We start from the raw sequence: 24,568 nt of genomic DNA, 5'->3' as shown, positions 1-24,568 counted from the left end.
GCCACCGCTTTCTATCCGCTACTTCGACGCGAGCTTCTTGCCCTCGCCCTTCTTGCCCGCGGCCTTCTTGGCGGGCTTCTTCGGCGCCTTCTTCGGCGCAGGCGCCGACCCGTTGGTTTCGGGCTTGCCCGCCGGGTGCACCGCTGTGACGACCAGATCGTCGTCGCCGGTATCGACTTTCACCGTGCCACCCGGTTCCAACCCGCCGTCGAGCAGCAACCGCGAGACCCGGTTGTCGAGCTCCTTCTGCACGGTGCGACGCAACGGCCGTGCACCGAACTCGGGCTGAAAACCCCGCTCGCCCAACCAGTCCACCGCGGACTGACTGATCTCGAGTTCGATGTCCTGAGCGGCGAGCATGCGCCGGGTGCGATCCAGGATCAGCTCGACGATCTGTTCCAGCTGCTCGGAGTCGAGGCGATGGAACACGATCTGCTCGTCGATCCGGTTGAGGAACTCGGGCCGGAAGTGCTGGCGCAGTAGCTCTTCGAGCTGCGGCACGATCGCGTCGAGGTCGCCGGGAGGCGCGTCGAGGATCACGTGCGAACCGATATTGGACGTCATGATCACGATCGTGTTCTTGAAATCGACGGTGCGGCCCTTGGAATCGGTGACGCGCCCGTCGTCGAGCAGTTGCAGCAGCACATTGAACCCATCGGGGTGCGCCTTCTCGACCTCGTCGAACAGGATCACCGAATACGGCTGCCGCCGCACCTTGTCGGTGAGCTGCGCGGCATCGTCGTAGCCGACGTATCCGGGCGGCGCGCCGACCAGCCGCGAGACCGTGTGCTTCTCCTGGAACTCGCTCATGTCGAACCGGATCAGCCGGTCCTCGTCGCCGAAGACCGCCTCCGCGAGGGCCTTGGCCAGCTCGGTCTTACCGACACCGGTGGGGCCGAGGAACAGGAACGACCCGATCGGCCGGTTCGGATCCTTGAGCCCGGCCCTTGCCCTGCGCACCGCCTCGGCGACCGCCACGATCGCCTCGTTCTGCCCGATCACCCGCTTGTGCAGGACGTCCTCGAGCTGGAGCAGACGCTGCTTCTCCTCGGCGGTCAGATCGGCCACCGGAATGCCGGTGCGCTTGGAGATCACCTCGGCGATGTCGACGACGTCGACGATCGGCTCCGAGGACGTGGCACCGGACTCTTCGAGCTCCTCCTCGGCGGCAGCGATGTCGGCCTTGATCGCCTTGGCCTTCTCGTAGTCCTCGTTGTCGACCGCGGCGTCCTTCTCGCGATACAGCCGCGCGATCGCCTCGTCCCGCGCCCTCACCTCGGGATCGGGGGTGCCCGAACGCAGCCGGATCCGCGCACCCGCCTGATCGATCAGGTCGATCGCCTTGTCGGGCATGAACCGGTCGGTGATGTAGCGATCCGACAGCTGCGCGGCCGCGACCAGCGATTCGTCGGAGTAGCGCACCTGGTGGTGTTCTTCGTACACATCGGCCAGACCGCGCAGGATCTCGATGGTGTCCGCCACCGAAGGCTCCGAGACCATCACCGGCTGGAACCGGCGTTCCAGCGCCGCGTCCTTCTCGATGTGCTTGCGATACTCGTCGATGGTGGTCGCGCCGACGACGTGCAGGTCGCCGCGGGCCAGCGCGGGCTTGAGCAGATTGCCCGCGTCCATCGAGCCCTCGCCGCCGCCACCGGCGCCGACGATGGTGTGCAACTCGTCGATGAAGACGATCAGCTCGTCTTTGTGCGCGCGGACCTCATCGAGGATCTTGGTCAGCCGCTCCTCGAATTCGCCGCGGTACTTACTGCCCGCCACCAGCGAGCCGACATCGAGCGCGATCACGCGGCGGTCGGCGAGGGTCACCGGCACATCACCGTTGACAATGCGCTGGGCCAGCCCCTCCACGATGGCGGTCTTACCGACCCCGGGATCACCGATCAGCACCGGGTTGTTCTTGCGCCGCCGCGACAGGATCTCGATGGTCTGCTCGATCTCCTCCGCGCGGCCGACAACCGGGTCGATCAGGCCCTCGCGGGCTTCGGCGGTGAGATCGCGACCGTATTCGTCGAGGGTGGGTGTGCCGGATTCCGGCTGCCTGCGTTTCGAGGGCGCGGTCGCCATCGGCGTTCCCGGCGCGGGCACACCGCCGCTCTGAGTGGCCGCGATCCCGGCGACCAGCGCCTGCGCCGCGACGCTGTCCGGGAGCGAGGCGATGCCGAGCAGAATGTGCTCCGGGCCGATGTAGCTGCTGCCCGACTGAGCCGCCTGCCGCTGAGCCGCGCGCAGCGCGACCTTGGCAGCGGGGCCGAGCGTGATGTCGGCGAGGTCGTCGGCACTGGGTTCGCCGGTGTCGAGGTAGTCCTGCATCTGCTCGGCGACCTGGTCGGGATCCAGGCTGAGCTCGGCCACGATGCTGCGTCCGGGTTCTGCCTCGGTGGCCGCGTAGAGCAGGTGTTCGGGAGTGATTTCAGGGTTGCCCCATTCCCTGGCCGCCTCACGGGCCGTGCCGACCAGCAACTTCGCGTTGTCGGTCATCAACCTGCCCAGGTCGATGCGTTGTACCGGTGGTTTGGATGACATTCCGGAACCGAAAAACCGCTGGAAGATGTCGTCGAATGGGTCCCGAGAGCTCGGAAAGCTCGCTGTCATGTCCACACCTCTTCGCTCGTCGCGCCGTGTGTCACGGCGACTCCTGCAGATCGGGTCGGTACTGCCAGCAATACTTCGGCATCCTCGGGGCGCGTGCAAGCGATTGGATAGTTTCACATCGGCGATGTCGGCAGGTGTAGCCCACAAACCAAAATCCGGCCGAAACGGTCCCGAACCACCGGTTTTGTCTGATTCTTGATGAAGGGGCGCCGCGGCCGGGTAGCGTGGCGACCCGCGAGGTGGTAACGACCGCAGCGCCCATTTTTGCCCGCCGACCAGCTGGGTCGAACAGGCCGACGGGAAGTAGAGCACGGAGCTTGGTCAACGACGTCATCGATGTGAGCGCGGATTTCACCATCGCGCGACAAGCGTTGTGGGATGTGCTGCTCGATCCCCAGAGTTACCCACGGATGTTCACCGGCATCGGCAGTTGTGAACCGGTGGAACGCCCCGACGGTGCTGTCCACTGGCAGGTGCGGGTCGGCTCGGCGAGCGGCGGGATCAGGACCCACGAGTTCATCCTCGTCATCGGCCGTTGGTACGAGAGTTTCGAGCTGCGTAGCCCGGTGCTCGGCAGCTTCGCCGCGATCCGCTTGCGTGGCGATCAGGAGCGGACCCGGCTCGATATCACCCTGTTCGCCGCCGCGCGTGTCCATCCGCTGATCGAGCAGGGCGCCAACTCGCTGGTCACCGACTGGGTGAAGGCGGGGCTGCGCCGTACCGCCGACGCGATCGCGGGCACCCGTTCCTCGGTGGTGGTCAATGCCGAGCGTTCGATGGTGCGCCGCAATGCCGGGGTGGCGCGCAGTATCGCGGCCACCGGGCTGATGCGGCCCGAGCCGGTGTCGATCGTGAGACAGCTTCGCTCCCTGTCGAAGTGGGGTTTCAACCTGGCCGGTGGTTACGCGGCGGGCGCGGCGTACGAACCCGATCGGCTCGCGCTGATCGATGCGCGCGGGCATCGCACCTTCGCCGAGGTCGACTCCCGATCCACCGCGCTGGCCGCGGCGATGTACTCGATCGGTCTGCGCAAGGGTGACGCCATCGGTCTGCTGGCGCGCAACCACGCGGGCATGGTCGAAACCATGGTCGCCGCGGGCAAACTCGGCGTCGACGTGGCATTGCTCAACGCGGGATTGTCGGGGCGTCGCATCGAGGAGATCGTGCAGCGGCACCGCCTGAGCGCGGTCTTCGTCGACGGTGCGCTGGAAACGCTGATCCGCTACCTGCACAGCGAGATCCCGCGCTACACCACCGACGACTGCCCGCCGGACCCGGATCGCACGACGGTCGACGACTTGATCGCCCAGGCGCACAACGACTTCCCGGTCCCCACGCATCCCGGCCGACTGATCGTGCTCACCTCCGGCACCAGCGGTTCGCCGAAGGGCGCGCGCCGCCCGCATGCCAAGGGTTTCGGCACTATCGCCGCGCTGCTCTCGCGGATCCCGCTGCGCGTGGAGGAGGTCCTGCTCATTCCCGCGCCGCTGTTCCACACCTGGGGTCTGGCCGGGTTGCAGCTCAGCACGGCACTGCGCGCGACCGTGGTGTTGTCGGACGGTTTCGATGCGATGGACTGCCTGCGCGCGGTGGCCGAGCACCGGATCACCACGTTGATCGTGGTTCCGACGATGGTGGAACGCCTGCTCGAGGTGCCCGACGAGGTCCGGGCCGGCCTGGATCTGTCGAGCCTGCGGTTCGTGGTGAGCTGTGGTGCACCGCTGGCCGGGGCCACCGTGCTGCGATTCCTGGACAGCTACGGCGACCTGCTCTACAACGTGTACGGCTCGACCGAGGTGTCGTGGGCCAGCGTCGCCACCCCTGACGACCTGCGGGTATCGCCCACGACCGCGGGCCGCCCACCGCTGGGCACCCGGGTCGCGGTGCTCGGTCCCGACCTGCGTCCGGTGCCGGTCGGCGCCACCGGGCACATCTTCGTCGCCAACCACATGCTCTTCGACGGCTACGTCAACGCCGCGCCGCCGGAGGAGGCCGACGGCATGCTCGATACCGGCGACCTCGGTTACCTCGACGCCGCGGGGCGGCTGTTCGTGGCGGGCCGTGACGACGAGATGATCATCTCCGGTGGTGAGAACGTCTTCCCGCGACCGGTCGAGGAGGCGCTCGCCCACCTGCCCCAGATCAGCGAAGTCGCGGTCGTCGGCGTTCCCGACCGGGAGTTCGGTCAGCGGCTGGCCGCGTTCGTGGTGAAACGCGAAGGGGCTGGACTGGATTCGGACATGGTGCGGACCTATATCCGCAACCGCCTGAGTCGATTCTCGGTCCCGCGCGACGTCACGTTCCTGACCGCGCTGCCGCGCGGGGAGACCGGCAAGATCCTCAAGCGGGTGCTCGTGCCTGGGTCAGTGCTGAGCGAGTAGCGCACCCACCGCCCGCTCGATCGTCGCCGACGCCTGCTCGCCCGGCAGTCCGCGCCGATCCTGCAGATGGTGGCGCATCGGCCAGCCGAGGGCGCCGTCGACCAGATCGAGGAGCACGTCGTCGTGCGTACCGTCGGGTCGGGACAGTTCGGGTGCGAACAGCGCGGCCAGGACGGCGCGGATGTGTTCGTCGGTGCGCCGCATCCTCGCGTCGACCGCGGCGATCGACCGGGATTCCTGGAGACCGGGCAGGCGGGGCACGCGCTGGAGGGCGAAGATCGCGGCGCTCTGCCGGACCGCGATCGTGATCCGCTCGGCCACGGGCGCCGACGGATCGGGGGTCACCAGGCACGCCTCGACCATTTCGGACTGGCGTTCGGTCGCGGCCACCAGCAACGCTTCCCGGTCCGGAAAGTGCACGAACACGCTGCGTTCGGAGGTGCCCGCTCTGGCGGCGATCGCGCGCGCGGTCGGCGCGAAATCGCCCGCGGTGACGGCGGCGAGCAACCCGTCGATGATGGCTTCGCGCGTTTTCGCCGGATCCCGCCGCCGCGGCGCGCGCGCCTGCCTCGCGCCCGCCGCCGCGGCGTCCCGCTCCGATCTCATCGGCCCATCACAGCACAGTCGGCCGACGACCTACTTGCCCGGCTCCGGCGCGGCCCGGTTCATCAGCGAGTGCTTGCGCGAATAGGCGAAGTACACGATCAGGCCGACCAGAAGCCACCCGGCGAACCGCACCCAGGTCTCCCACGGCAGCGACCAGATCAGGTAGGCCGAGAAGCCGATACCGATCAGCGGGATCACCGGCATCAGCGGCAGCCGGAACGAGCGCGGGGCGTCGGGCCTGGTGCGCCGCAACACGATCACCGAGATGCACACCACGATGAAGGCCATCAGGATGCCGATATTGGTGAGCTCGGCGACGGTGTTGATCGGCAGCACGCCGGCCAGGATCGCCGCGCCGAAGCCGACGATCCAGGTGACCCTGGTCGGCACCTTGCGGGTGGGGTGGGTCTTGGCGAACCAGATGGGCAGCAGCCCGTCGCGGCTCATCGCGAACCACACCCGGGTGACGCCGAGCATGAAGGTGAGCACGACGGTGATGATGCCGACGATCGCGCCGACCGCGATGATATTGGCGACGCCCGGCATCCCGACCGACTCGAACGCGGTGGAGAACCCACTGGTGGGGCTGATCTCGGTGTACTTCTGCATACCGGTGAGCACGAGCGTGGCCAGCACGTAGAGCACCATCGCGATGGCAAGGGAGTAGATGATCGCCTTGGGCAGGTGCTTGCGTCCGTCGATGGATTCCTCGGCCGCGGTGCTCATCGCGTCATAACCGAAAACGGCGAAGAACACCGTCGCCGCGCCGGTCCACACCGCGCCCGTGCCGAACGGGAAATACGGGTCGTAGTTGGCGCTGTCGATGTGGAACACCCCGAGTACCACGATGAGCACTACCAGCGCGACCTTGATGCCGACCGCGACCGTCTCGAATCGGCCGACGCTGCCGATACCGCGGGAGAGGACCCATGCGGTGCCGAGACAGAACAGCACCGCGAACAGGTCGATCACCCGGCCGTCGCCGGTATCGGGCGCGCCGAGCATCCACTCCGGCAGGGTCAGGCCGACCTGATCGAGCAGGAACCCGAAGTACCCGGACACCCCGATCGCGACCACCGCCGCCACCGCGATGTATTCGAGCAGCAGGTCCCAGCCGATGAACCAGCCCGCGAGCTCACCGAGGGAGACATAGCCGTAGGTGTAGGCCGAACCGGCTTTCGGGACCATGCCCGCGAATTCGGCGTAGCACAGCGCTGCCGCGGCACTGGCGACACCGGCGATCAGGAACGAGATCAGTACCGCCGGACCGGTGACCGAGTGCGCGACCGAGCCGGCCAGGGTGAAGATGCCCGCGCCGATGATGCCGCCGACGCCGATGGCGGTGAGCTGCCAGAGCCCGAGTGATTTGGCGAGGCGCTCGTCACTGGGGATCTCGTCGTCGACCTCTATCAGGGGTTTGCGGCGCAACATCTGGGTGCGCAGCTCTGCGAAAGACATTCGCGTTTCCTTCCATCGGCGCACACCGCCGCGTCACGGTGGGCTCATCCGAGTACACCGCCACGCGCGATCGCGGGCGTCGAGAGTGAATAATGTTCAGCGGCGATGATTGTTCGGCCGAGCCGGTTATCTTCCGCGTGCGCCGACCAGTGCGCGCAGGAAGAACCCGAGGTTGGCGGGCCTTTCGGCCAGCCTGCGCATGAAGTACCCGTACCACTGGTCACCGTAGGGGACATACACGCGGACATGGTTGCCCGCGGCGGCGAGTCGCTGCTGTTCGTCGGCGCGAATGCCGAACAGCATCTGGTATTCGTACTCCTCGGTCTTGCGCTGCGCGGACTGCATGCCGACCCCGGCCGCGGTGATCACCGCCGGGTCGTGCGAGGCGATCATCGGATAGCCCGCGCCCGCGGTGAGCACGCCGAGGCATCGCAGGTACGACGCGTCGACCTCGGCCTTGTCGCGGAAGGCGACCGACTCCGGTTCGTCATAGGCGCCTTTGCACAGCCTGATTCGCGACCCCGGACCTGCCATGGCGCGGCAGTCGTCCTCGGTGCGGCGCAGATACGCCTGCAACACCGTGCCCAGCCACGGGTAGTCCGCGCGGAGTTCGCGCACGATCGACAGCGTCGAATCGGTGGTGGTGTGGTCTTCGGCATCGACGGTGACCCAGATCCCCGCGGCCTCGGCGGCGGCACAGATCTGGCGGGCGTGCTCGCGGGCGATGGCGTGACCGTCGCGCGGCAGGGCCTGTCCGAGTGCGGAGAGTTTCACCGAAACCTCCAGTGGCCGAACAGCTCCCGCCGCGACCTCGGACTGGGGGAGTTCGCCGAGCGCGGCGATCAGGGTCCGGTACTGCGCGACGGTCGCCTCGGCGCTGGCCAGGTCGGTGGTGTCCTCACCCAGATAGTCGATGCTGACGAAACGCCCTGAGCGCAAAAGGGTTTCGGTGGCGAGCACCGCCTGCTCCGTGGTGGTGCCCGCGACGAAGCGAGCCACCACCGCCCGGCTGACCGGCAGGCCGGTGATGGTGCGTTCCAGCCGGGGTGAGCGGGCGGCGGCGAGCATGGTCGAACGCAGCAGAGCAGACATCAGCCGACCTCCGGTGCCTGGTGGGGGTAGCCGTGCTCGGTCGGCGGGACGAACGTTTCCTTGATCGTGCGCGCGGAGGTCCAGCGCAGCAGGTTCTGGGGGGAACCCGCCTTGTCGTTGGTGCCGGACGCGCGTCCGCCACCGAACGGCTGCTGGCCGACGACGGCTCCGGACGGTTTGTCGTTGATGTAGAAGTTGCCCGCGGCGAAGGTGAGCCGCTCGGTCGCCGCGGCGATCGCGGTGCGGTCCTGCGCGATCACCGAGCCGGTGAGGCCGTAGGGGCTGCCGCTGTCGACGAGGTCCATGGCATCGGCGAACGCGGTCGGGGTGCTGTCGTCGTAGACGTGCACCGCCAGGATCGGGCCGAAGTATTCGGTGCGGAAGATCTCGTCGGCCGGATCGTCACCGACCACGATGGTCGGGTCGACGAACCACCCGACGCTGTCATCGCTGTGTCCGCCTGCCACCACGGTCAGACCCGGTGTCGCCTTGGCGCGCTCGAGTGCGGCGGTATTGCGGTCGAAGGCGGGTCGATCGATCAGTGCCCCACCGAAATTCGTGAAGTCGGTGACATCGCCGTAGCGCAGGTTCGACGTCCGTTCGATCAGGTCCTCCGACATCGCCGCCCACACCGAACGTGGGACGAACGCGCGGGAGGCGGCCGAACACTTCTGGCCCTGGTAGTCGAACGCGCCACGCACCAGCGCGGTGGTGAGCACCGCCGGATCGGCCGACGGGTGCGCGAGCACGAAGTCCTTGCCGCCGGTCTCGCCGACCAGCCGTGGATACGTGCGGTACCCGTCCAGGCGCTGTGCCACCTCGCGCCACAGGTGCTGGAACGTGGCCGTCGACCCGGTGAAATGCACGCCGGCCAGCCGCGGGTCGGCCAGCACGACATCGGAGATCACCGGGCCCGCCCCGTTGACCAGGTTGATCACCCCGGGCGGCAGTCCGGCGGCTTCGAGCAGCCGCATCGTCAGATAGGCCGCAACGGACTGGCTCCTTGCGGGCTTCCACACCACGGTGTTGCCCATCAGCGCGGGCGCGGTGGGCAGATTGCCCGCGATCGCGCTGAAGTTGAACGGCGTCACCGCGTAGACGAACCCCTCGAGCGAGCGGTACTGCATCCGATTCCACACACCCGGCGAGGAGAGCGGCTGCCCGGCGAGGATCTCGCGGGCGAACGAGACATTGAACCGCCAGAAGTCGATCAGTTCGCACGGCGCGTCGATCTCGGCCTGATAGGCGGACTTGGATTGCCCGAGCATCGTCGCGGCCGCGATCTTCGCGCGCCACGGCCCGGAGAGCAGGTCGGCGGCGCGCAGGAAGATCGCGGCTCGATCGTCGAACGACATCGCCTGCCAGGCGGGCGCCGCGGCACAGGCGGCCTCGACCGCGGCGGCGGTTTCGGTGGTGCTCGCGTCGTGCAGGGTGCCGAGGACGGCGGCGTGGCGATGCGGTTGGACCACGTCGAACGCGGGGCCGTCGCCGGGCAGGTGGCGGCCGCCGATCACGTGGGCGATCTCGGTGGGGGAGGCGGACAACTCGGCGAGCGCGGTCTGTAGGCGACTACGTTCCGGGCTGCCCGGAGCGAAGGTGCCGACGGGTTCGTTGACCGGTGGTGGGGTGGTCGCGATGGCGTCCATGAGTGCGGCTCCTGCGTCGTGAGGGATGGCGGGATGTGACGTAGTCAACACCGATCGGGAGCAGTCATAATCGTCTGATCGGATGAAGATCGGCGCGATCCTTTGTCCGATCGACCAACATGGAGGTGCTCGATGGCTGACGGGGCCACAACGCTGCGCGAGTTGCTGACCGCTCTCGACCACACGGTCGCCACCCTCGTCGACGCGCCCGCGGGCCACGAGGTCGCGGTGCGGACGGTGGCGTTGGCCGAGCCTGCCGACCTGCCCGAACACCTCGACGACGAGGGTGCGTTGCCCGAGGTGTATCTGCTCGTCGGCGTCGATGCCGCCGCGACCGCGCGCTGGTTGCGCGAGGTCGTCGACCGCGACCCCGCTCAGCGCCCGCGAGTGCTGATGACCAAGAGCGCCAACGACTCGCCCGCGGTGCGCGCCGCCGCCCATGCCGCGGGAATCGCGCTGGTGCACGTCCACCGGCAGGCGCGCTGGGACCAGGTCTTCTCGCTGATCCGCCGGATGCTGGCCCGCTCACCCGGTCAGCGCGCCGCCTCCGACGAGCACGACCTGCTCGCCCCCGACACCGACCTGTTCGGCCTGGCTCAGGTGCTGGCCAGGGAAACCGGCGGCATGGTCTCGATCGAAGACCCCCAGTCGCACGTCCTGGCCTACTCGGCCTCCGACGCGTCGGCCGACCAGCTGCGCATCCAGTCCATCCTCGGCCGGGAAGGCCCGAGCGACTACCTGCGGATCCTGCGTGAATGGGGTGTATTCGACCGGGTGCGGCGCGGTGACGAGGTCGTCGACGTGCCGGAACATCCCGAGCTCGATATTCGCCGCAGGCTCGTCGTCGGCATCCGGCGTGGGGAAGGCGCGCAATCGAGAATGCTCGGGACCATCTGGTTGCAGCAGGGCGCGGGAGAGTTGCGCCCTGACGCGGCGCAGGTGTTGCGTGGCGCGTCGGCGGTGGCGGCCAGGATCATCGCGCGGCGGCTGGACGCGCCCTCCACCGAGGCGTTGCTGGTTCGCAGGTTGTTCGGCGCGCACGGTGACGGCGTCGACGTGCCCTCGGTCGCCGCCGCGCTGAACCTGCCGACGACCGGTCCCGCCGCGGTGATCGGCTTCGCGCCGGTGGGGCCCGCCGCGGGGCCGGCCGCGTCGAGTGGCTTGATCCGGTTGCACGCCAGTGCTTTCCGTGATGATTCGGTCACCGAGTCGATCGGTGAGCGGGTCTATGTCCTGCTGCCCGCCTACCACTCCGAGCGCAGCGTCGGCTCGTGGGTGCGCAAGCTGGTCACCCAGCTCGAGCAGACGCGCGAACTGGTCGTGCGGGCCGCGATCGCGGCGCCGGTCGCCGGTCTCACCGCGGTCGCGGGCGCGCGCGCCGAGGTCGACCGGGTGCTGGACAGCCCGGTCGCCGATCTCGCGGGCAGCCGGGTCGCCACGCTGGCCGACGCCAGGACCGCGGTGCTGCTGGCCGAGATCATGGAGCTGATTCGCGAGCGTCCGCGCCTGCACGATCCGCGCCTGGCCGCCCTCGACGCCTACGACCGAACCCACGCCGCCGACCTGCGCGTATCGGTGCAGGCGTTTCTGCGGGCACACGGTGAGGTGCGTGCCGCCGCGGCCGCGCTACGCGTGCATCCGAACACGCTGCGCTACCGGCTGCGGCGGGTGGAGACGGTGCTGGGCATCGATCTGACCGATCCAGAGGATCGGCTGCTGCTCGATATCCAGCTGGCCGCGCTGCCGACAATTCCGATTGCTCAGAGGTAGCACAGATATTGCAGTTAGTCTGCAATAGTTGTCCGGGTCGGACGGTCGTGGAACGAAGGAGTAGCGGTGAACAGTGCACACAGGGGTCGCGGCGAGCTGTCGCGGCGCGGGATGCTGGGTGTCGGGGTCGGCGCTGCCGCCGCGGTCGCGGTCGGCGCGACCGTCACCGGATGTGGTGACCAACCGAGTGGAGTCACCCCGTCGAGCACTCAGACCGAGCCGACCGAGGCCATCCTGGATGCCAACCGCGCGCTGGCCGACACGCTGCCCTTCGGCGACACCGCCGACTTCGCCGATGCCGACCGCGGCTGGATCGCCTCCCTCGAACCCGGCAGGGTCACCGATCAGTCAGGGAAAGTGGTGTGGGACAACGACTCCTACGACTTCCTCGCCGGGTCCTGTCCGCAGTCGGTGAACCCGAGCCTGTGGCGCCAGTCCCAGCTCACCGTCAAGCAGGGCCTCTACGAGATCGCGCCGGGCTTCTATCAGATCCGTGGTCTCGACCTGTCGAACATGACGTTGATCGAAGGCGAGACCGGCGTGGTCGTCATCGATCCGCTGGTTTCCGCGGAGACCGCAGCCGCCGGCCTGAGGCTCTATCGCGAACATCGCGGTGACCGGCGGTCACCGGCCTGATCTACTCCCACTCCCATGTCGACCACTTCGGCGGCAGCTACGGCGTCATCACCCCGCAGGACGTCGCGGCCGGACGCTGCCCGGTGATCGCGCCCTCGGGGTTCATGGAACACGCCGTCGCCGAGAACATCTACACGGGCACGGCGATGGCCCGTCGTGCCGCCTACATGTATGGCGCCGCCTTGCCCCGCGGCCCGAAAGGTCAGGTGGGATCCGGTCTGGGACAGACCACTTCGGTCGGCACGATCAGCCTGATCCCGCCCACCGTGCACGTCACCCGCACCGACCAGGAAGAGACGGTCGACGGTGTGCGGATGGTCTTCCAGCTGACCCCGGGCACCGAAGCGCCCTCGGAGATGAACTTCTACTTCCCCGACCGGCGCATTCTGTGTATGGCCGAGAACGCCACCCACACCATGCACAACATCGTCACCCTGCGCGGCGCGCTGGTCCGCGACCCGCATGTCTGGTCGAAATATCTCACCGATTCGATCAACCGCTACGCGCGCCGGTCCGATCTGGTGTTCTCCTCGCACCACTGGCCGGTCTGGGGTACCGATCGGATCGTGGAGTTCCTGTCGCTACAGCGCGACATGTACGGCTACCTCAACGATCAGACGCTGCGACTGCTGAACCAGGGGTACGTAGGCGCCGAGATCGCCGAAATGCTGCGGATGCCACCCGCGCTCACCGCGTCGTGGTCGACGCACGGGTACTACGGCTCGGTGAGCCACAACGTCAAGGCGGTGTACCAGCGGTACATGGGCTGGTTCGACGGCAACCCGGCACACCTGTGGGAACACCCGCCGGTGGAGAACGCCCGACGCCACGTCGAGGCGATGGGCGGTGCCGACGCGGCACTGCGGACCGCGCAGAAGGCCTACGATGCCGCCGACTTCCGCTGGGTCGTGCAGCTGGTGAACTACGTGATCTTCGCCGATCCGGCCAACAAGACGGCAAAAGACTTGCAGGCCGCCGCTTTCGAACAACTCGCCTACGGCGCGGAGAACGCCACCTGGCGCAACTTCTATCTCAGCGGCGCCCACGAACTGCGCCATGGTTCCTTCGGCACGCCGACCACGGCCAACTCCGCGGCGATGGCCGCCGCGCTGAGCGTGGAGCAGGTGTTCGACGCGGTGTCGTTGCGCATCGACGGTCCGAAAGCCTGGGATGCCCGGATGAGCACGGACTGGCGGATCACCGACGAGGACAACCGCGTTCACCGCGTGGAACTGCGCAACGGCGTACTCGTGCACCACGACCGGTTCCCCGATGACGCGCTGCCTGCGCCCGACGCGACGATCACCCTCACCCGCCGGACCCTGATCGCCACCCTGGTCGGCGGCGCCGACCTGCGCAAGGGCGTCGCGAGCGGTGACATCGCCATCGATGGCGACGTCACCGCCCTGGCGAAGCTGCCCGGCCTGATCGACAAGCCGGACCCGAACTTCGCCATCGTCACCCCGTGACGATGTCAGGACCCGGTGGGTACCTCGCCGACCGCCTTGGCCGGATCGATCACGCCGAACACCTCGCCCTGTGGCGCGGCCAGGATGCCCATCCGGCCGAACGGGCTGTCGTCGGGGCCCATGATCACCGAGGCGCCCAGTTCGGTGGCCCTGGCCAGGGATCCGTCGGCGTCGTCGACCTGGATCCAGGTGAGCCAGTAGGGCGGGGTGCTCAGCGCTGAGGCGTCCATCATGCCGCCGACCTCGCGGCTCTCACCGGGCAGTGCGAAGGTGGAATAGGTGAAGGTCTCCCCGTCGCCGATTTCGTTGTACTGCCAGCCGAACACCTTGTTGTAGAACTCGTGCGCCTGATCGTAGGCAGGGGTGTGCAGTTCGTTCCAGCAATAGGCGCCGTTCTGGTTGAATATGCCGGAACCGTTGTGCGCCTTGGCTTCCCACACGCCGAACACCCCGCCTGCCGGGTCGGCGGCGATGAACATGCGTCCCACGTCGAGCACATCGAACGGTGGCATGAACACCTGCCCGCCCGAGGAGCTCACGCGTTCGGCGATCTCGTCGGCGCGCTGCGCGGCGAAGTAGGTGGTCCACACCGACGGCATCGTTTCCATGCCCTGCGGTTTCGGGCCGATGCCCGCCGCCGGTCGGCCGTCGAGCGTGGCCATGAGATAGCCACCGGCTTCGGCGGGACTGTCCTGGACCTCCCAGCCGAACAGGGTGCTGTAGAAATCGCGGGCGGCGGTGGTGTCGTCCACCTGACAGTCGATCCAGCAGGGAGTTCCCTGCGGCCAAGCTTCGTCGCGTGTCGGCATGTCGAACGTCCTCCTCGGCGATGGATGAAGGCCGGCCCGAATCGCACCGGCACGAGGCAAGTCAACCACCGGTCACCGACAAGAAGAAGGAACCCGGAACCGCGCTGAACTGGAACAACGCGTGTTCACAGCGACAGCCCGAGCGGGCCGAGGATCGCCTGACCAGCTCGTTACCGCTGTTATGGTTTCCGCGCCGATCGTGCGGTGGCTTGGTCAACGTTGGAGACGAACCGGTCGGGAGCGATTCATGGTGAGTAAAGGCTCGGAACATGGGTTAGTCCGGATGCTGGCGACGATCGTCGCGGTGGTCGTCGTGCTCGGCTGCGGCGGTGGTCCCGCCGGTGGTCAGCCACCGGACGCGTCGGCCGCGAAGTGGACCGCCCTGCACGACGGGCCGGGCGCCTATCCCGAGGTTCGGGTGGAGCGTGGCGTCCAGATCACGATGAGCGACGGCGTGGTGCTCAAGGCCGACGTCTACCGCCCCGCCGATGCCGCCGGCGTGATCGAGCAGAAGCCGCTGCCGGCAATTGTCAGCCTGACCCCCTATTCGAAACTCATGACCGGGCTGATCGAACAGGCTGCCGCGATTCCGGGCCTGCAGTCCACCGCCGTCGACATCGTGCGCAGGCTGAACCTGTCCGCCACCCCGATCAGTGGTTTCGGTGACCTCATGCAGGCACTGGACGGCGGCATGATCCAGACCATGCTCGGCGTCGACCGCAAACTCGTCAGCGCCGGCTACACCGTCGTCGTGGCCGACGTACGCGGAACCGGGATGTCCCAGGGCAAATGGGACACCCTCGGAACGCGCGAACAGCTCGACACCCGCGAGGTGATCGACTGGGCGGCCACGCAGCCGTGGTCGAACGGCCGCATCGGGATGAGTGGCGGCTCGTACTCCGGCATCAACCAGTTGCGCGCCGCCGAGAACGCACCGCCCGCGTTGCAGGCGATCTTCCCGGTCGAGCCGGGCAGCGACCTCATGCGTGACGTGGTCGCCCCCGGTGGCGGCGTGGGCACCACCTTCCTGCCGCTGTGGCTGAACTCGGTCAACCAGCTCAAACTCGTTCCCGACGTGGCCTCCATGGTCGACGGCAGCTTCGACTGGACCTGGTTCAACGACCGCCTCGCCGATCCGACCACCAATTTCGACCTGCTCGCCCAGTCGCTGCTCACGCCGTCGCTGTCGAATATGCCGCCCGCGCTCGACGGCGCACTCGACGACACCTCGGACTTCCGCGAGGCGATCATGGGCCACCCCGAGAACGTCACGGTGCCGACCTTCGTCTACGGCGGCTGGCACGACATCTTCGCCAACAGCGCGACCAAGCTCTACGAGCAGATCCCGCTGCCCGCCGGACGCAAGCAGCTCGTCGTCGGCGACACCTATCACGCCAATCCCGGTGCAGGCACCGGTGTTCCCGGCGCACCCCCGCGCCTCGACGTGCTGCAGCGGGCCTGGTTCGACAAATGGCTCAAGGACATCGACAGCGGCGTCGAAGGATTCGGGCCCGTCACGGTGAAACAGCAAGGCGGTAGCTGGGTTACGCTGGAGGAGTTCCCGCAGCCCGGCGTCACGCATCGCCGCGTCTACCTGTCCGCCGCGCCCAGCGGCAGCACCGACGACAGTCTGCACGATGGATCGCTCAGCGCCACCGGACCGGCCGGTGTCGAAACGCTCACCGTGGCACCAGGTTTGAATCAAGTCTGCTCGCGCGACGCGGCGCAGGGCTCGGCGGGCATGACGGCCGCCTTCGATACCTGTGCGAAGGACTCCCGCATCGCCGAACGCAACGGCCTCACCTTCACCAGCGCCCCGCTGACCGAACAGACGGTCATCTCGGGCCCGATCAACGTGCGGCTCAACACGATCCATGACGCCACCGACGGATTCTGGAACGTCACCGTCAACGACGTGGCACCCGACGGGACCTCGACCGTGCTCACCACCGGCCAGCTCACCTCGTCGATGCGGGCCGTCGACGAACGCCGCAGCGCACGCTCGATCAACGGCGACTTCACCGCGCCCTTCAACCCGCTCACCGTCGACCGGCTGCTCCCGGTGGTACCCGGCGCGCCCACCGCGATCGACGTCGCCGTCATCCCGACCCAGGCGGTACTGGCACCGGGACACCGGCTGCGCATCGACGTCTTCGCGGGCAACGCGCCCAAGGCATTACCGTTCCGGCCGATGCTGAACGCCAGCGGCCTCGAGCCCCAGCACGTTCGCCTCGACCCCGCCGCGCCGAGTTTCGTCAACCTGCCCACCGACCGTCCGATTCCCTGATCGACGCTGGAGACTCGCCGCCCACTACCCTCGATCGAGCAGGATGCGCAGGCATGCTGTGCGGAGTTCTTTTCGACGAGGAGGTCGCTGTGGTCGAACCTGTCATCGTGGTGATGGGGGTGTCGGGATGCGGGAAGACGACGGTCGGCGCGCTGACCGCCGACCGGCTCGAGGTCCCGTACGCCGAAGGTGACGACTTCCATCCGCAAGCCAATATCGAGAAGATGGCCGCGGGCATCCCGCTCACCGACGAGGACCGGCTGCCCTGGCTCGACACCGTCGCGGACTGGCTCGCCGAACACCAGGAAACCGGTGGGGTAGCGACCTGTTCGGCGTTGCGGCGGGTCTACCGTGACCGCCTGCGCGCGAAGGCGCCGCAGACCTACTTCGTGCACCTGGCAGCCACCCGCGAGGAACTGCTGCGCCGGATGACCGGCCGACTCGGCCATTTCATGCCGACGATCCTGCTGGATTCCCAGCTCGACACCCTCGAACCGCTGCAATCCGACGAAGTGGGCGTCACCCTCAACGCGCTACAGCCGCCGAGCGTGCTCGTCTCCGAGGCCGTCGACGCCTGGATCGCCGCTCACCGCTGAAGCAGCGGATGCAGCTCTTCGACCGGCGCCAGCATCAGCATCGCGCCGAAGACCAGTGCCGCCAGGCAGACCGCGGTGAAGAACAACACCCACAGCACCGCGGGCAGGTGCGTCAACCGAGCCAGCTGGTCCGCATCGGAATCCGTGCGACCGGGCTGACGGCGTCGACTCCGTTGCAGTTCGAAGACCGGCCGTACCGCGGCGGCCAGCAGGAACCACGCCGCCAGATACGCGAACGCGGCCTGCAGCAGATCGCTGCCGAACCAGGACACCCCGAACACCAGCGCGCCGAGCACCGCCACCGTGAGCAGCCCGTACATATTGCGCACCTTGATCAGCACCGCCGCCAGCATCACCAGCGTCGCCCACAACATCACCGTGACCCGGCCGGTCCCGAGCAGTGCCGCATAGCCGAGCCCGAGCAGCGCGGGGGCCGGATACCCGGCCGCCGCGGTGAGAATCATGCCGGGCCCACTCGGTTTGCCGCTCGATACCGTCAGCCCCGATGTATCGGTGTGCAGGGTGATCGCGTGCAGCCTGCGTCCGGTGAGCAGCGCGACCACCGCGTGGCCGCCCTCGTGTGCCACTGTCACCGCGGCTCTGGTCAGCCGCCACAGCGGTCGATACCCGACCAGGATCAGCGCCACCGCGGCGGTGGCGAGCACCAGCCACCAGGCGGGCGCGGGCTGGGGTGCGAGGAGACGGTCGAGCAGCGAGCTGGCGGATCCGGTGTTCACCGCCGCACTTTAGCCGTCGGTGGGCTCGTGGCGCAGGCTCCTGGTCGCGGCCGTTCCCGCATCGGCCCCGTGGCGACGCTCGTCGTGATAGCAATGGGCAATGCAGATGCGCCCTCACCGCTGGACTCCGCCGCGCCCCACCGCTCGTGCGCGCCAGACCCACAGCGATCCGCCGATGCCGCCGACCCGACTGCTGCCGCTGCCGGGAAGTGGTCCGGAGGACGTCGTGGTGCTGCCCGACGGCCACCTTGTCACCGGGACCGACGACGGCGCGATCTGGCGGGTCGATCCGGCGGGTGGCGCGGTCGAGCGGATCGCGGACGCCGGAGGTCGGCCACTGGGCATGCACGCCGATGCGGACGGCTCACTGCTGATCTGCGTCGCCGGTCGAGGCATCCTTCGCCTGGCCGAGGCGGGCGCCGACCTGGAAGTCGTCGTCGGTGAGCTCGACGGTGTCCCGATCGCGTTCCCCAGCAATGTGATTCGCGACGACGACGGCACGATCTACTTCACGATCTCGTCGCGGCGGTGGCCGTTCGAAGAGTGGATGACCGACATTCTGGAACATTCCGGCAGCGGACAGCTGGTACGCCGCGATCCGGACGGCCGCCTGGAGGTGCTCGTCGACGGTCTCCAGTTCGCCAACGGCCTGGTGCTCGCCCCGGACCGATCCAATGTGCTGGTCGCCGAGACCGGCGCCTACCGGATCACGCGATACTGGATGACGGGTCCGCGCGCCGGTACCACGGACTACATCGCCGAGAACCTGCCCGGCTCACCGGACAATATGCTGATCGGCAGCGACGGACTGGTCTGGGTCGGCATCGTCTCGCCGCGTAACCCGTTGCTGGACAAGCTCTTCCCGCTCCCCGGCATCGTGCGGCGAATCGTCGACGCGCTGCCGGATCGGCTGACGCCCGCGCCCGTCCGATCGGTCTGGGTGCTCGCGCTCGATTTCGACGGCACCATCGTGCACGACCTGCAGCGCGACGGCGCCGACTACGCCCTGGTCACCGCGGTGGCCGAACACAACGGCACCCTCTACCTGGGCAGTCTGTCCGAACCCGCGATCGCGGTGACCTCGGTACCGGCGACCTGACCTCAGCGGCGAACGCTGGACGGCACCGGATGGTCCGGCTCCAGCGCGGGCAACCCGTCGATGCTGGTGGCGTTGTCACCGGCGATGCGACGGGCGAAATCGGCATCGGTGCGGCGGGTGTGGGCCTCGTCGAGGATGAAGCGCTCCTCGACGAGGTCGAGTTTGGGCACCGACCAGCCACACGAGTCGGCGATGCGTTCCACCGAGATCGTCACCACCGCACGGATACCCGGGTGTCCGGTGCCGAAATGCTCACGCAGCGTGTCGAATTCGTCGGAGTCGGGGCGGACGACCCGGCCGGTGCCGAAGAGCCGGAGGATGCGGGTGGTGCGGGTGAACGAGCAGAACATCACGGTGATCCGGCCGTTGTCGCGCAGGTGGGCGATCGTTTCCGAACCGCTGCCGAACAGATCGAGGTAGGCGACGGTGTGGTCGTCGATCACGGCGAAGGTGTCGCGATAGCCCTTGGGAGAGACGTTGACGTGGCCGCCGACCGACGGCGCGGTGCCGATGAAGAACATCGGCTGTTCGGTGATGAATGCCCGCAGCTTGTCGTCGATCCGATCGAACACCTTGCCCATGACGCACTCTCTTGTCCCACCAGTCGGTGAGCTCCCCGTATCCACTGTATCGACCGGTCGAATCGGGACCGCCGTTCGGTTCACGGTGAGGGTTACCGCAGACGCCGACCGCGCGGTGTCCGACGATGTCTCCTATGACGCAGACCGCACCGAGCCCCGCCCACCCCGTCCAGCAGCGTTACGCGGACCAGGCCACCGAGATTCCCGCCCAGTGGAATCCGGTGCTCGAGGTACTGCACGCGCACAAGTCGGTGCGCCGCTATCTTCCGGACGCCGTGTCGCCGGAGACGATTCGGCTGTTGGTGTCGGCCGCGCAATCCGCGGCGACCTCGTCGAACCTGCAGGTGTGGAGCGTTATCGAGGTGCGTGATCCGGCGCGCCGGGCCAGGCTGGCCGCGATTGCGGGTGGCCAGGCACATATCGAGCAGGCGCCGGTGCTGCTGGTGTGGACGGCCGACTTCGCCCGGCTGCGTCAGCTCGCCGACGATCACGGCGCCCCGCTGGAGGGCGCCGACTACCTCGAATCCAGCTACGTGGGCTTCGTCGACGCCGCGCTCGCCGCGCAGAACGCGGTGGTGGCCGCTGAATCTCTCGGCTTGGGCACGGTCTACATCGGCGCGTTGCGCAATGATCCGGAAGCGGTGGCGGCCGAGCTGAATCTGCCCGATCACGTCTTCGCGGTCTTCGGCCTGGTTGTCGGCCACCCGGACCCGGCGGAAGGCACCAGGGTCAAGCCGCGCCTACCGCAGGCGGCGGTGCTGCACCACGAGACCTACGAGCTGGCCGCCCAGCGCGAGCCGGTCGCCGAGTACGAACAGCGGATCGGCGAGATCTACACCGATCAGGGTCTGCCGTTCTCGTGGACCGAGCGCACCCTGGCCCGCTTGGCCTCGGCGGCCTCCCTCAACGGCCGTCACCGTCTGCGGGAGTCCTTGGCCGCCAGGGGATTCCGGCTGCGCTGAGCGGGCGGGACCCCTCAGCCGTCGATCGCCTTCTTCGTCAGGTCGAGTGAGCGGATGCGGGCGTCGAGGTCGTAGACGAGGGTGTTGAGCATGAGCTCGTCGGGGGAGGTGGCGTCGAGCAAGTGCGCCGCCTGGGCACGCACCGTCTCCGGCGAGCCCTGCAACTGCCCGGCCCTGCGCTGGGCGGCGAAGTGGCGTTCGGCGTCGTTTCCGGGGAAGCCGGCGGCCTGCTCCGGCGTGGCCAGTGCCTGCGGACGACCCGAGCGCAAGTTGGCGAAGGCGAGATCGCGCGGCGCGGCGAGGCGGTCGGCCTCCGCGTCGGTATCGGCGCAGATCACGGAGGCGGCCACGATCGTGTACGGCTCGCTCAGGGTCTGCGAGGGCCGGAAATTGTCGCGGTAGAGCGTCAGCGCGGCGACGGTGTTGTCCGGCGCGATGTGGTGGGCGAACGCGAACGGCAGACCGAGCACCGCGGCGACCTGGGCGCTGTAACCACTGGAACCGAGCAGCCATACCTCCGGTTCCGCGCCGAGTCCTGGGCTTGCCACGATCCCGTTCGGATCGGCGCCGCGGAAGAACCCGATCAGCGCGGTGAGCTCCTGGGGAAACGCGTCACCGCCGAGTCCTTCGGCACTGCGGCGCAGTGCGCGCGCGGTCACCGGATCGGTGCCGGGCGCACGGCCGATCCCGAGATCGATCCGTCCGGGATGCAGTGACTCGAGCGTGCCGAACTGTTCGGCGACCACCAGCGGCGGATGATTGGGCAACATCACCCCGCCCGAACCGACCCTGATCCGTGTGGTGGAAGCGGCCAGATGCGCCAGCACCACCGCGGGCGCCGCACTCGCGATGCCGGGCATGTTGTGATGCTCGGCCACCCAGAATCGGCGAAAGCCCTGTTCCTCGGCGTGCTGGGCGAACCGCGTCGTCGCGTGCAACGCCGCACCCGCCGTCGCATCGGACTGCACCGGTGCCAGATCCAGAACCGACAGCGTGACGGCGCTCATGAGCCTCCTCGAATGTGTATCAACCCCTATCGAAGCCAACCCGCGCCGAGCCGCCGGTATTTCCGCGCACCGGTGGTGGTGACACCGGCCACGGTAGCCGGGCGGTAGCGTGCACGACTGATCGACGCGACGGAAGGACTGTTCGATGTCAGCTGACGGCTCCGGCCTATCCACGGAAGCCGCCGAGGCGCCCGCCCAGACGGCCGGATCGGAGGGATACGAGCGCGGCCTGAACCCGCGCACCATCCAGATGATCGCCATCGGCGGTGCGATCGGCACCGGCCTGTTCTACGGCTCCGGTGCGGCGATCGAGCAGGCGGGTCCGTCGCTGATCCTGGCCTACCTCGCCGCCGGTCTGGCGATCTTCGTCATCATGCGCGCGCTGGGCGAGCTGCTGACCTACCGCCCCGTCTCGGGCAGTTTCGCCGAGTACGCCCACGAATTCCTCGGTCGTTTCGCCGGGTTCGCGACCGGCTGGTCGTACTGGGCGGTGTGGGTGTCCACCTGCATGGCCGAGATCACCGTGGCCGGTCACTACGTGCAGTACTGGTTCGACATCCCGCAGTGGGTGACGGCGCTGGTGGTGCTCGCGGTGCTGTTCGCCGCGAACCTGATCTCCGTGCGGTTCTTCGGCGAGGGCGAATTCTGGTTCTCGGCGATCAAGGTCACCGCCATCCTCGCGATGATCCTGATCGGCATCGGCGTACTGGTTTTCGGTTTCGGCCATGCCGCCGATCCGACGGTGACCAATCTGTGGGCCGACGGTGGGATGTTCCCGCACGGCTTCGGCCAGACCCTGCTGGTCTTGCAGATCGTCGTATTCGCCTATGTCGGTGTGGAACTGGTCGGTGTGACGGCGGGGGAGGCCCGCGACCCGAAGACCACCCTGCGCAAGGCGATCAACACCCTGCCCTTCCGTATCGGGCTGTTCTACGTCGGCGCGCTCGTGGTGATCATGTCGGTGGCGAGCTGGCGCAGCTTCCACGCGGGCCGCAGCCCGTTCGTCGAGGTGTTCGAGCAGATCGGCATCCCCGCCGCCGCGGGCATCATCAACTTCGTGCTGCTCACCGCGGCACTGTCGTCGTGCAACTCCGGCATCTACTCCACCGGCCGGATGTTGCGCAGCCTGGCTCTGCGCGACGAAGCGCCCGCGAAATTCGCGACCCTGAGCAAACAATCGGTGCCGTTCACCGGGATCTGCGCCTCGGCGGGCGCGATGGTGATCGGCGTGCTGGTGAACCTGATCTCGCCCGACAAGGCCTTCGCCTACATCACCTCGGTGAGCACCGTCGGCATCATCGTCGTGTGGAGCGTGATTCTGTTGTGCCACATCAAGTATCGCGCCAAGGTCCGAGCGGGCGAACTGCCCGGTAGCGACTACCGGCTGCCCGGTGCGCCCATAACCACCTGGGCCGCACTGGGTTTCCTCGGCTTGGTCGTGGTTCTGTTGCTGTGGACCGATGGTGGACGCACCGCACTGGTCGTCGGCGCGGTCTGGGCGGCACTGGTGTGCGCGGGCTATTACGCCTTCGGCCGCCGCGAGGCCGTGCACACCGGATAGCCCCGTTTGCTGGAAAGCCGCTGGCAGAGAGCCGTTTTCTGTCATACCCCCTCGGTATCGTCGAAGTGTCACACAACCAGCCCGGACGCGAGTGTGGCCGGGCGGTGCGAGAACGGGGGCACACGAGATGAGTGACGAGAACAGCGGCGATCTGCGGCCGCCACGCCAGCACGGAACCACCTGGCGGGAATCGGAATACCGAATACTGGCCGACGATCTGCGCGCGGGCGCCGATCTCGCCCGCACGGCGATCACGGTGGGGCGCACCGAATCGGCGGTGCGCACCGCACTGCGCAATTTCGTGCCACCGGAGGAACGGGTACCGACCGCCGAACGGGAACGCTGGATCCGCACACGCCTTGTCGCCGAGCCGGAATGGGACTGGTGGGCGGTGGTGATCGACCACCACCGCCGCTCCCGCAGCGGCCTGTGGTTCACCCGCCATGAGCACTGCGCGCGCATCGGCTGGCGCAGACGCACCCCCATGCCCGCGCTCGCCCAGGAACTGGCCACCTCGGAACTGTCGGTCGCCGAACTGCTGCGCGCACTGGGGTTGGTCGAGAGCATCGAGGAAGCCGCCGACCGCCTCGGCGCCACCCCGGGCTTGGCTCTGGCCAAACGAGTCACCGCCCGCCGCGACGAAGCCGTCGGCGCGCGCTGGATCCTGGTCGTCGACGGCGCCGCGGGCACCACCCGTCCCCGCAACGCCCCAGTCCGCCGTCAGCTGTCCCTGCACGAAACCCGCGCCGACGCCGAAGCCGAACGCGACCGAATCCTGTCCTGGCACAGGCGCATCGGACCCGAAGAACCCGACGCACCCGTCTGGTGGACCATCGCCGAACGCGGCCTCGGCGCCACCGTCGGCCACACCCGCTGTGGCACCCTCGACTTGACTGCCACCGGCGGCCGACTCCGCGCCGAAGCCCTGGCGGTCGGTGACATCATCCGCGTCCCCGTCCCCGACGGGGGCCACCTCCAAGACCGCATCACCGCGATAGCCCAATATGCCCCGACGGGCCCGATCATCGTCGACCTCGCCCCGGTAGCCAACTCGCGCGTCCGCCGCGTCGTCGAGTTCGCTCCCGACGAACTGGTCGATGTGGTTCACAAACAACAGGACTGACCGCGCCCCGCCGCACCCCCCGAGCCCGCGCCCCCGGGGGGGGGGGGGGACTCGGGCGCGGTTGGCGGCGCGGGGTGCTCCGGGTGCTGGGGGTGGGCGGTGGGGGGGAGAGCGAGCTGGGTGGGGTGATCATCAGAC

Annotated in this window: 17 protein-coding genes and 1 pseudogene; 9 read left to right on the top strand and 9 right to left on the bottom strand. The window is 68.3% G+C overall.

What is annotated here, in order from left to right; genetic code table 11:
- Positions 1–18: 18 nt before the first annotated feature.
- The gene (locus ACFWPX_RS31045; RefSeq protein WP_378931484.1) at positions 19–2,610 is read right to left on the bottom strand and encodes an ATP-dependent Clp protease ATP-binding subunit; all 2,592 of its coding nucleotides are present in this window, start codon (positions 2,608–2,610) and stop codon (positions 19–21) included.
- A 317-nt stretch (positions 2,611–2,927) separates the two neighbouring features.
- On the opposite strand from ACFWPX_RS31045, the gene ACFWPX_RS31040 reads away from it, so the two are divergent.
- Positions 2,928–4,991 carry an AMP-binding protein gene (locus tag ACFWPX_RS31040; RefSeq protein ID WP_378931482.1) on the top strand — a complete coding sequence of 688 codons (2,064 nt, stop codon included), beginning with the start codon at positions 2,928–2,930 and terminating at the stop codon, positions 4,989–4,991.
- Here ACFWPX_RS31040 and ACFWPX_RS31035 read toward each other — a convergent pair.
- The 4 genes from ACFWPX_RS31035 to pruA form a co-directional block, all read right to left on the bottom strand.
- Complete coding sequence (locus ACFWPX_RS31035; protein ID WP_378931480.1) at positions 4,974–5,597, bottom strand: TetR/AcrR family transcriptional regulator; 624 nt, start codon at positions 5,595–5,597, stop codon at positions 4,974–4,976. The two genes, ACFWPX_RS31040 and ACFWPX_RS31035, sit on opposite strands and share 18 nt — an antisense overlap.
- Before the next feature lie 30 nt (positions 5,598–5,627).
- The gene (locus ACFWPX_RS31030; RefSeq protein WP_378931477.1) at positions 5,628–7,055 is read right to left on the bottom strand and encodes an amino acid permease; all 1,428 of its coding nucleotides are present in this window, start codon (positions 7,053–7,055) and stop codon (positions 5,628–5,630) included.
- Between the two features lie 126 nt (positions 7,056–7,181).
- Positions 7,182–8,147 (bottom strand): proline dehydrogenase family protein, encoded by a 966-nt coding sequence (locus ACFWPX_RS31025; protein WP_378931474.1) that lies wholly within the window; start codon positions 8,145–8,147, stop codon positions 7,182–7,184.
- Positions 8,147–9,793 (bottom strand): L-glutamate gamma-semialdehyde dehydrogenase, encoded by a 1,647-nt coding sequence (pruA, locus tag ACFWPX_RS31020; RefSeq protein ID WP_378931472.1) that lies wholly within the window; start codon positions 9,791–9,793, stop codon positions 8,147–8,149. The genes ACFWPX_RS31025 and pruA overlap by 1 nt, the downstream gene beginning before the upstream one ends.
- A gap of 132 nt (positions 9,794–9,925) precedes the next feature.
- Here pruA and ACFWPX_RS31015 point away from each other — a divergent pair, with 132 nt between their 5' ends.
- Both ACFWPX_RS31015 and ACFWPX_RS31010 read left to right on the top strand, forming a co-directional pair.
- On the top strand, positions 9,926–11,563 hold the full coding sequence (locus ACFWPX_RS31015; protein WP_378931470.1) for a PucR family transcriptional regulator: 1,638 nt from the start codon (positions 9,926–9,928) through the stop codon (positions 11,561–11,563).
- A gap of 111 nt (positions 11,564–11,674) precedes the next feature.
- A pseudogene (locus ACFWPX_RS31010) lies at positions 11,675–13,668 on the top strand (alkyl/aryl-sulfatase).
- A 5-nt stretch (positions 13,669–13,673) separates the two neighbouring features.
- Here ACFWPX_RS31010 and ACFWPX_RS31005 read toward each other — a convergent pair.
- Entirely contained in the window at positions 13,674–14,477 is an 804-nt protein-coding gene (locus ACFWPX_RS31005) for a VOC family protein (protein ID WP_378931468.1), read from the bottom strand.
- A 283-nt stretch (positions 14,478–14,760) separates the two neighbouring features.
- On the opposite strand from ACFWPX_RS31005, the gene ACFWPX_RS31000 reads away from it, so the two are divergent.
- Together ACFWPX_RS31000 and ACFWPX_RS30995 are read left to right on the top strand one after the other, a co-directional pair.
- Positions 14,761–16,764, top strand: coding sequence for a CocE/NonD family hydrolase (locus tag ACFWPX_RS31000; protein ID WP_378931466.1), 2,004 nt, complete (start codon positions 14,761–14,763; stop codon positions 16,762–16,764).
- Between the two features lie 53 nt (positions 16,765–16,817).
- Positions 16,818–17,360 carry a gluconokinase gene (locus tag ACFWPX_RS30995; protein WP_378931464.1) on the top strand — a complete coding sequence of 181 codons (543 nt, stop codon included), beginning with the start codon at positions 16,818–16,820 and terminating at the stop codon, positions 17,358–17,360.
- On the opposite strand, the gene ACFWPX_RS30990 is transcribed toward ACFWPX_RS30995, so the two are convergent.
- On the bottom strand, positions 17,351–18,097 hold the full coding sequence (locus tag ACFWPX_RS30990) for a M50 family metallopeptidase (RefSeq protein ID WP_378931462.1): 747 nt from the start codon (positions 18,095–18,097) through the stop codon (positions 17,351–17,353). The two genes, ACFWPX_RS30995 and ACFWPX_RS30990, sit on opposite strands and share 10 nt — an antisense overlap.
- 100 nt (positions 18,098–18,197) lie before the next feature.
- On the opposite strand from ACFWPX_RS30990, the gene ACFWPX_RS30985 reads away from it, so the two are divergent.
- Positions 18,198–19,196, top strand: coding sequence for an SMP-30/gluconolactonase/LRE family protein (locus ACFWPX_RS30985; RefSeq protein WP_378931460.1), 999 nt, complete (start codon positions 18,198–18,200; stop codon positions 19,194–19,196).
- Between the two features lie 2 nt (positions 19,197–19,198).
- Here the strand turns inward: ACFWPX_RS30985 and ACFWPX_RS30980 are convergent, their stop codons facing one another.
- The gene (locus ACFWPX_RS30980) at positions 19,199–19,777 is read right to left on the bottom strand and encodes a pyridoxamine 5'-phosphate oxidase family protein (protein WP_378914433.1); all 579 of its coding nucleotides are present in this window, start codon (positions 19,775–19,777) and stop codon (positions 19,199–19,201) included.
- 134 nt (positions 19,778–19,911) lie between these two features.
- On the opposite strand from ACFWPX_RS30980, the gene ACFWPX_RS30975 reads away from it, so the two are divergent.
- Positions 19,912–20,739 carry an NADPH-dependent oxidoreductase gene (locus ACFWPX_RS30975; RefSeq protein ID WP_378931458.1) on the top strand — a complete coding sequence of 276 codons (828 nt, stop codon included), beginning with the start codon at positions 19,912–19,914 and terminating at the stop codon, positions 20,737–20,739.
- 14 nt (positions 20,740–20,753) lie between these two features.
- Here ACFWPX_RS30975 and ACFWPX_RS30970 read toward each other — a convergent pair whose 3' ends face one another.
- Entirely contained in the window at positions 20,754–21,746 is a 993-nt protein-coding gene (locus tag ACFWPX_RS30970) for an LLM class flavin-dependent oxidoreductase (protein WP_378931456.1), read from the bottom strand.
- Positions 21,747–21,891: 145 nt separating this feature from the next.
- On the opposite strand from ACFWPX_RS30970, the gene ACFWPX_RS30965 reads away from it, so the two are divergent.
- On the top strand, positions 21,892–23,307 hold the full coding sequence (locus ACFWPX_RS30965; RefSeq protein WP_378931454.1) for an amino acid permease: 1,416 nt from the start codon (positions 21,892–21,894) through the stop codon (positions 23,305–23,307).
- Positions 23,308–23,434: 127 nt separating this feature from the next.
- Positions 23,435–24,430 carry a hypothetical protein gene (locus tag ACFWPX_RS30960; protein ID WP_378931452.1) on the top strand — a complete coding sequence of 332 codons (996 nt, stop codon included), beginning with the start codon at positions 23,435–23,437 and terminating at the stop codon, positions 24,428–24,430.
- Positions 24,431–24,568: the final 138 nt, after the last annotated feature.

The sequence above is a fragment of the Nocardia sp. NPDC058518 genome, assembly GCF_042719655.1.
Taxonomy (GTDB): Bacteria; Actinomycetota; Actinomycetes; order Mycobacteriales; family Mycobacteriaceae; genus Nocardia.
Note: the sequence above shows the minus strand (reverse complement) of the source record. Positions and strands in the feature narration are given on the sequence as shown.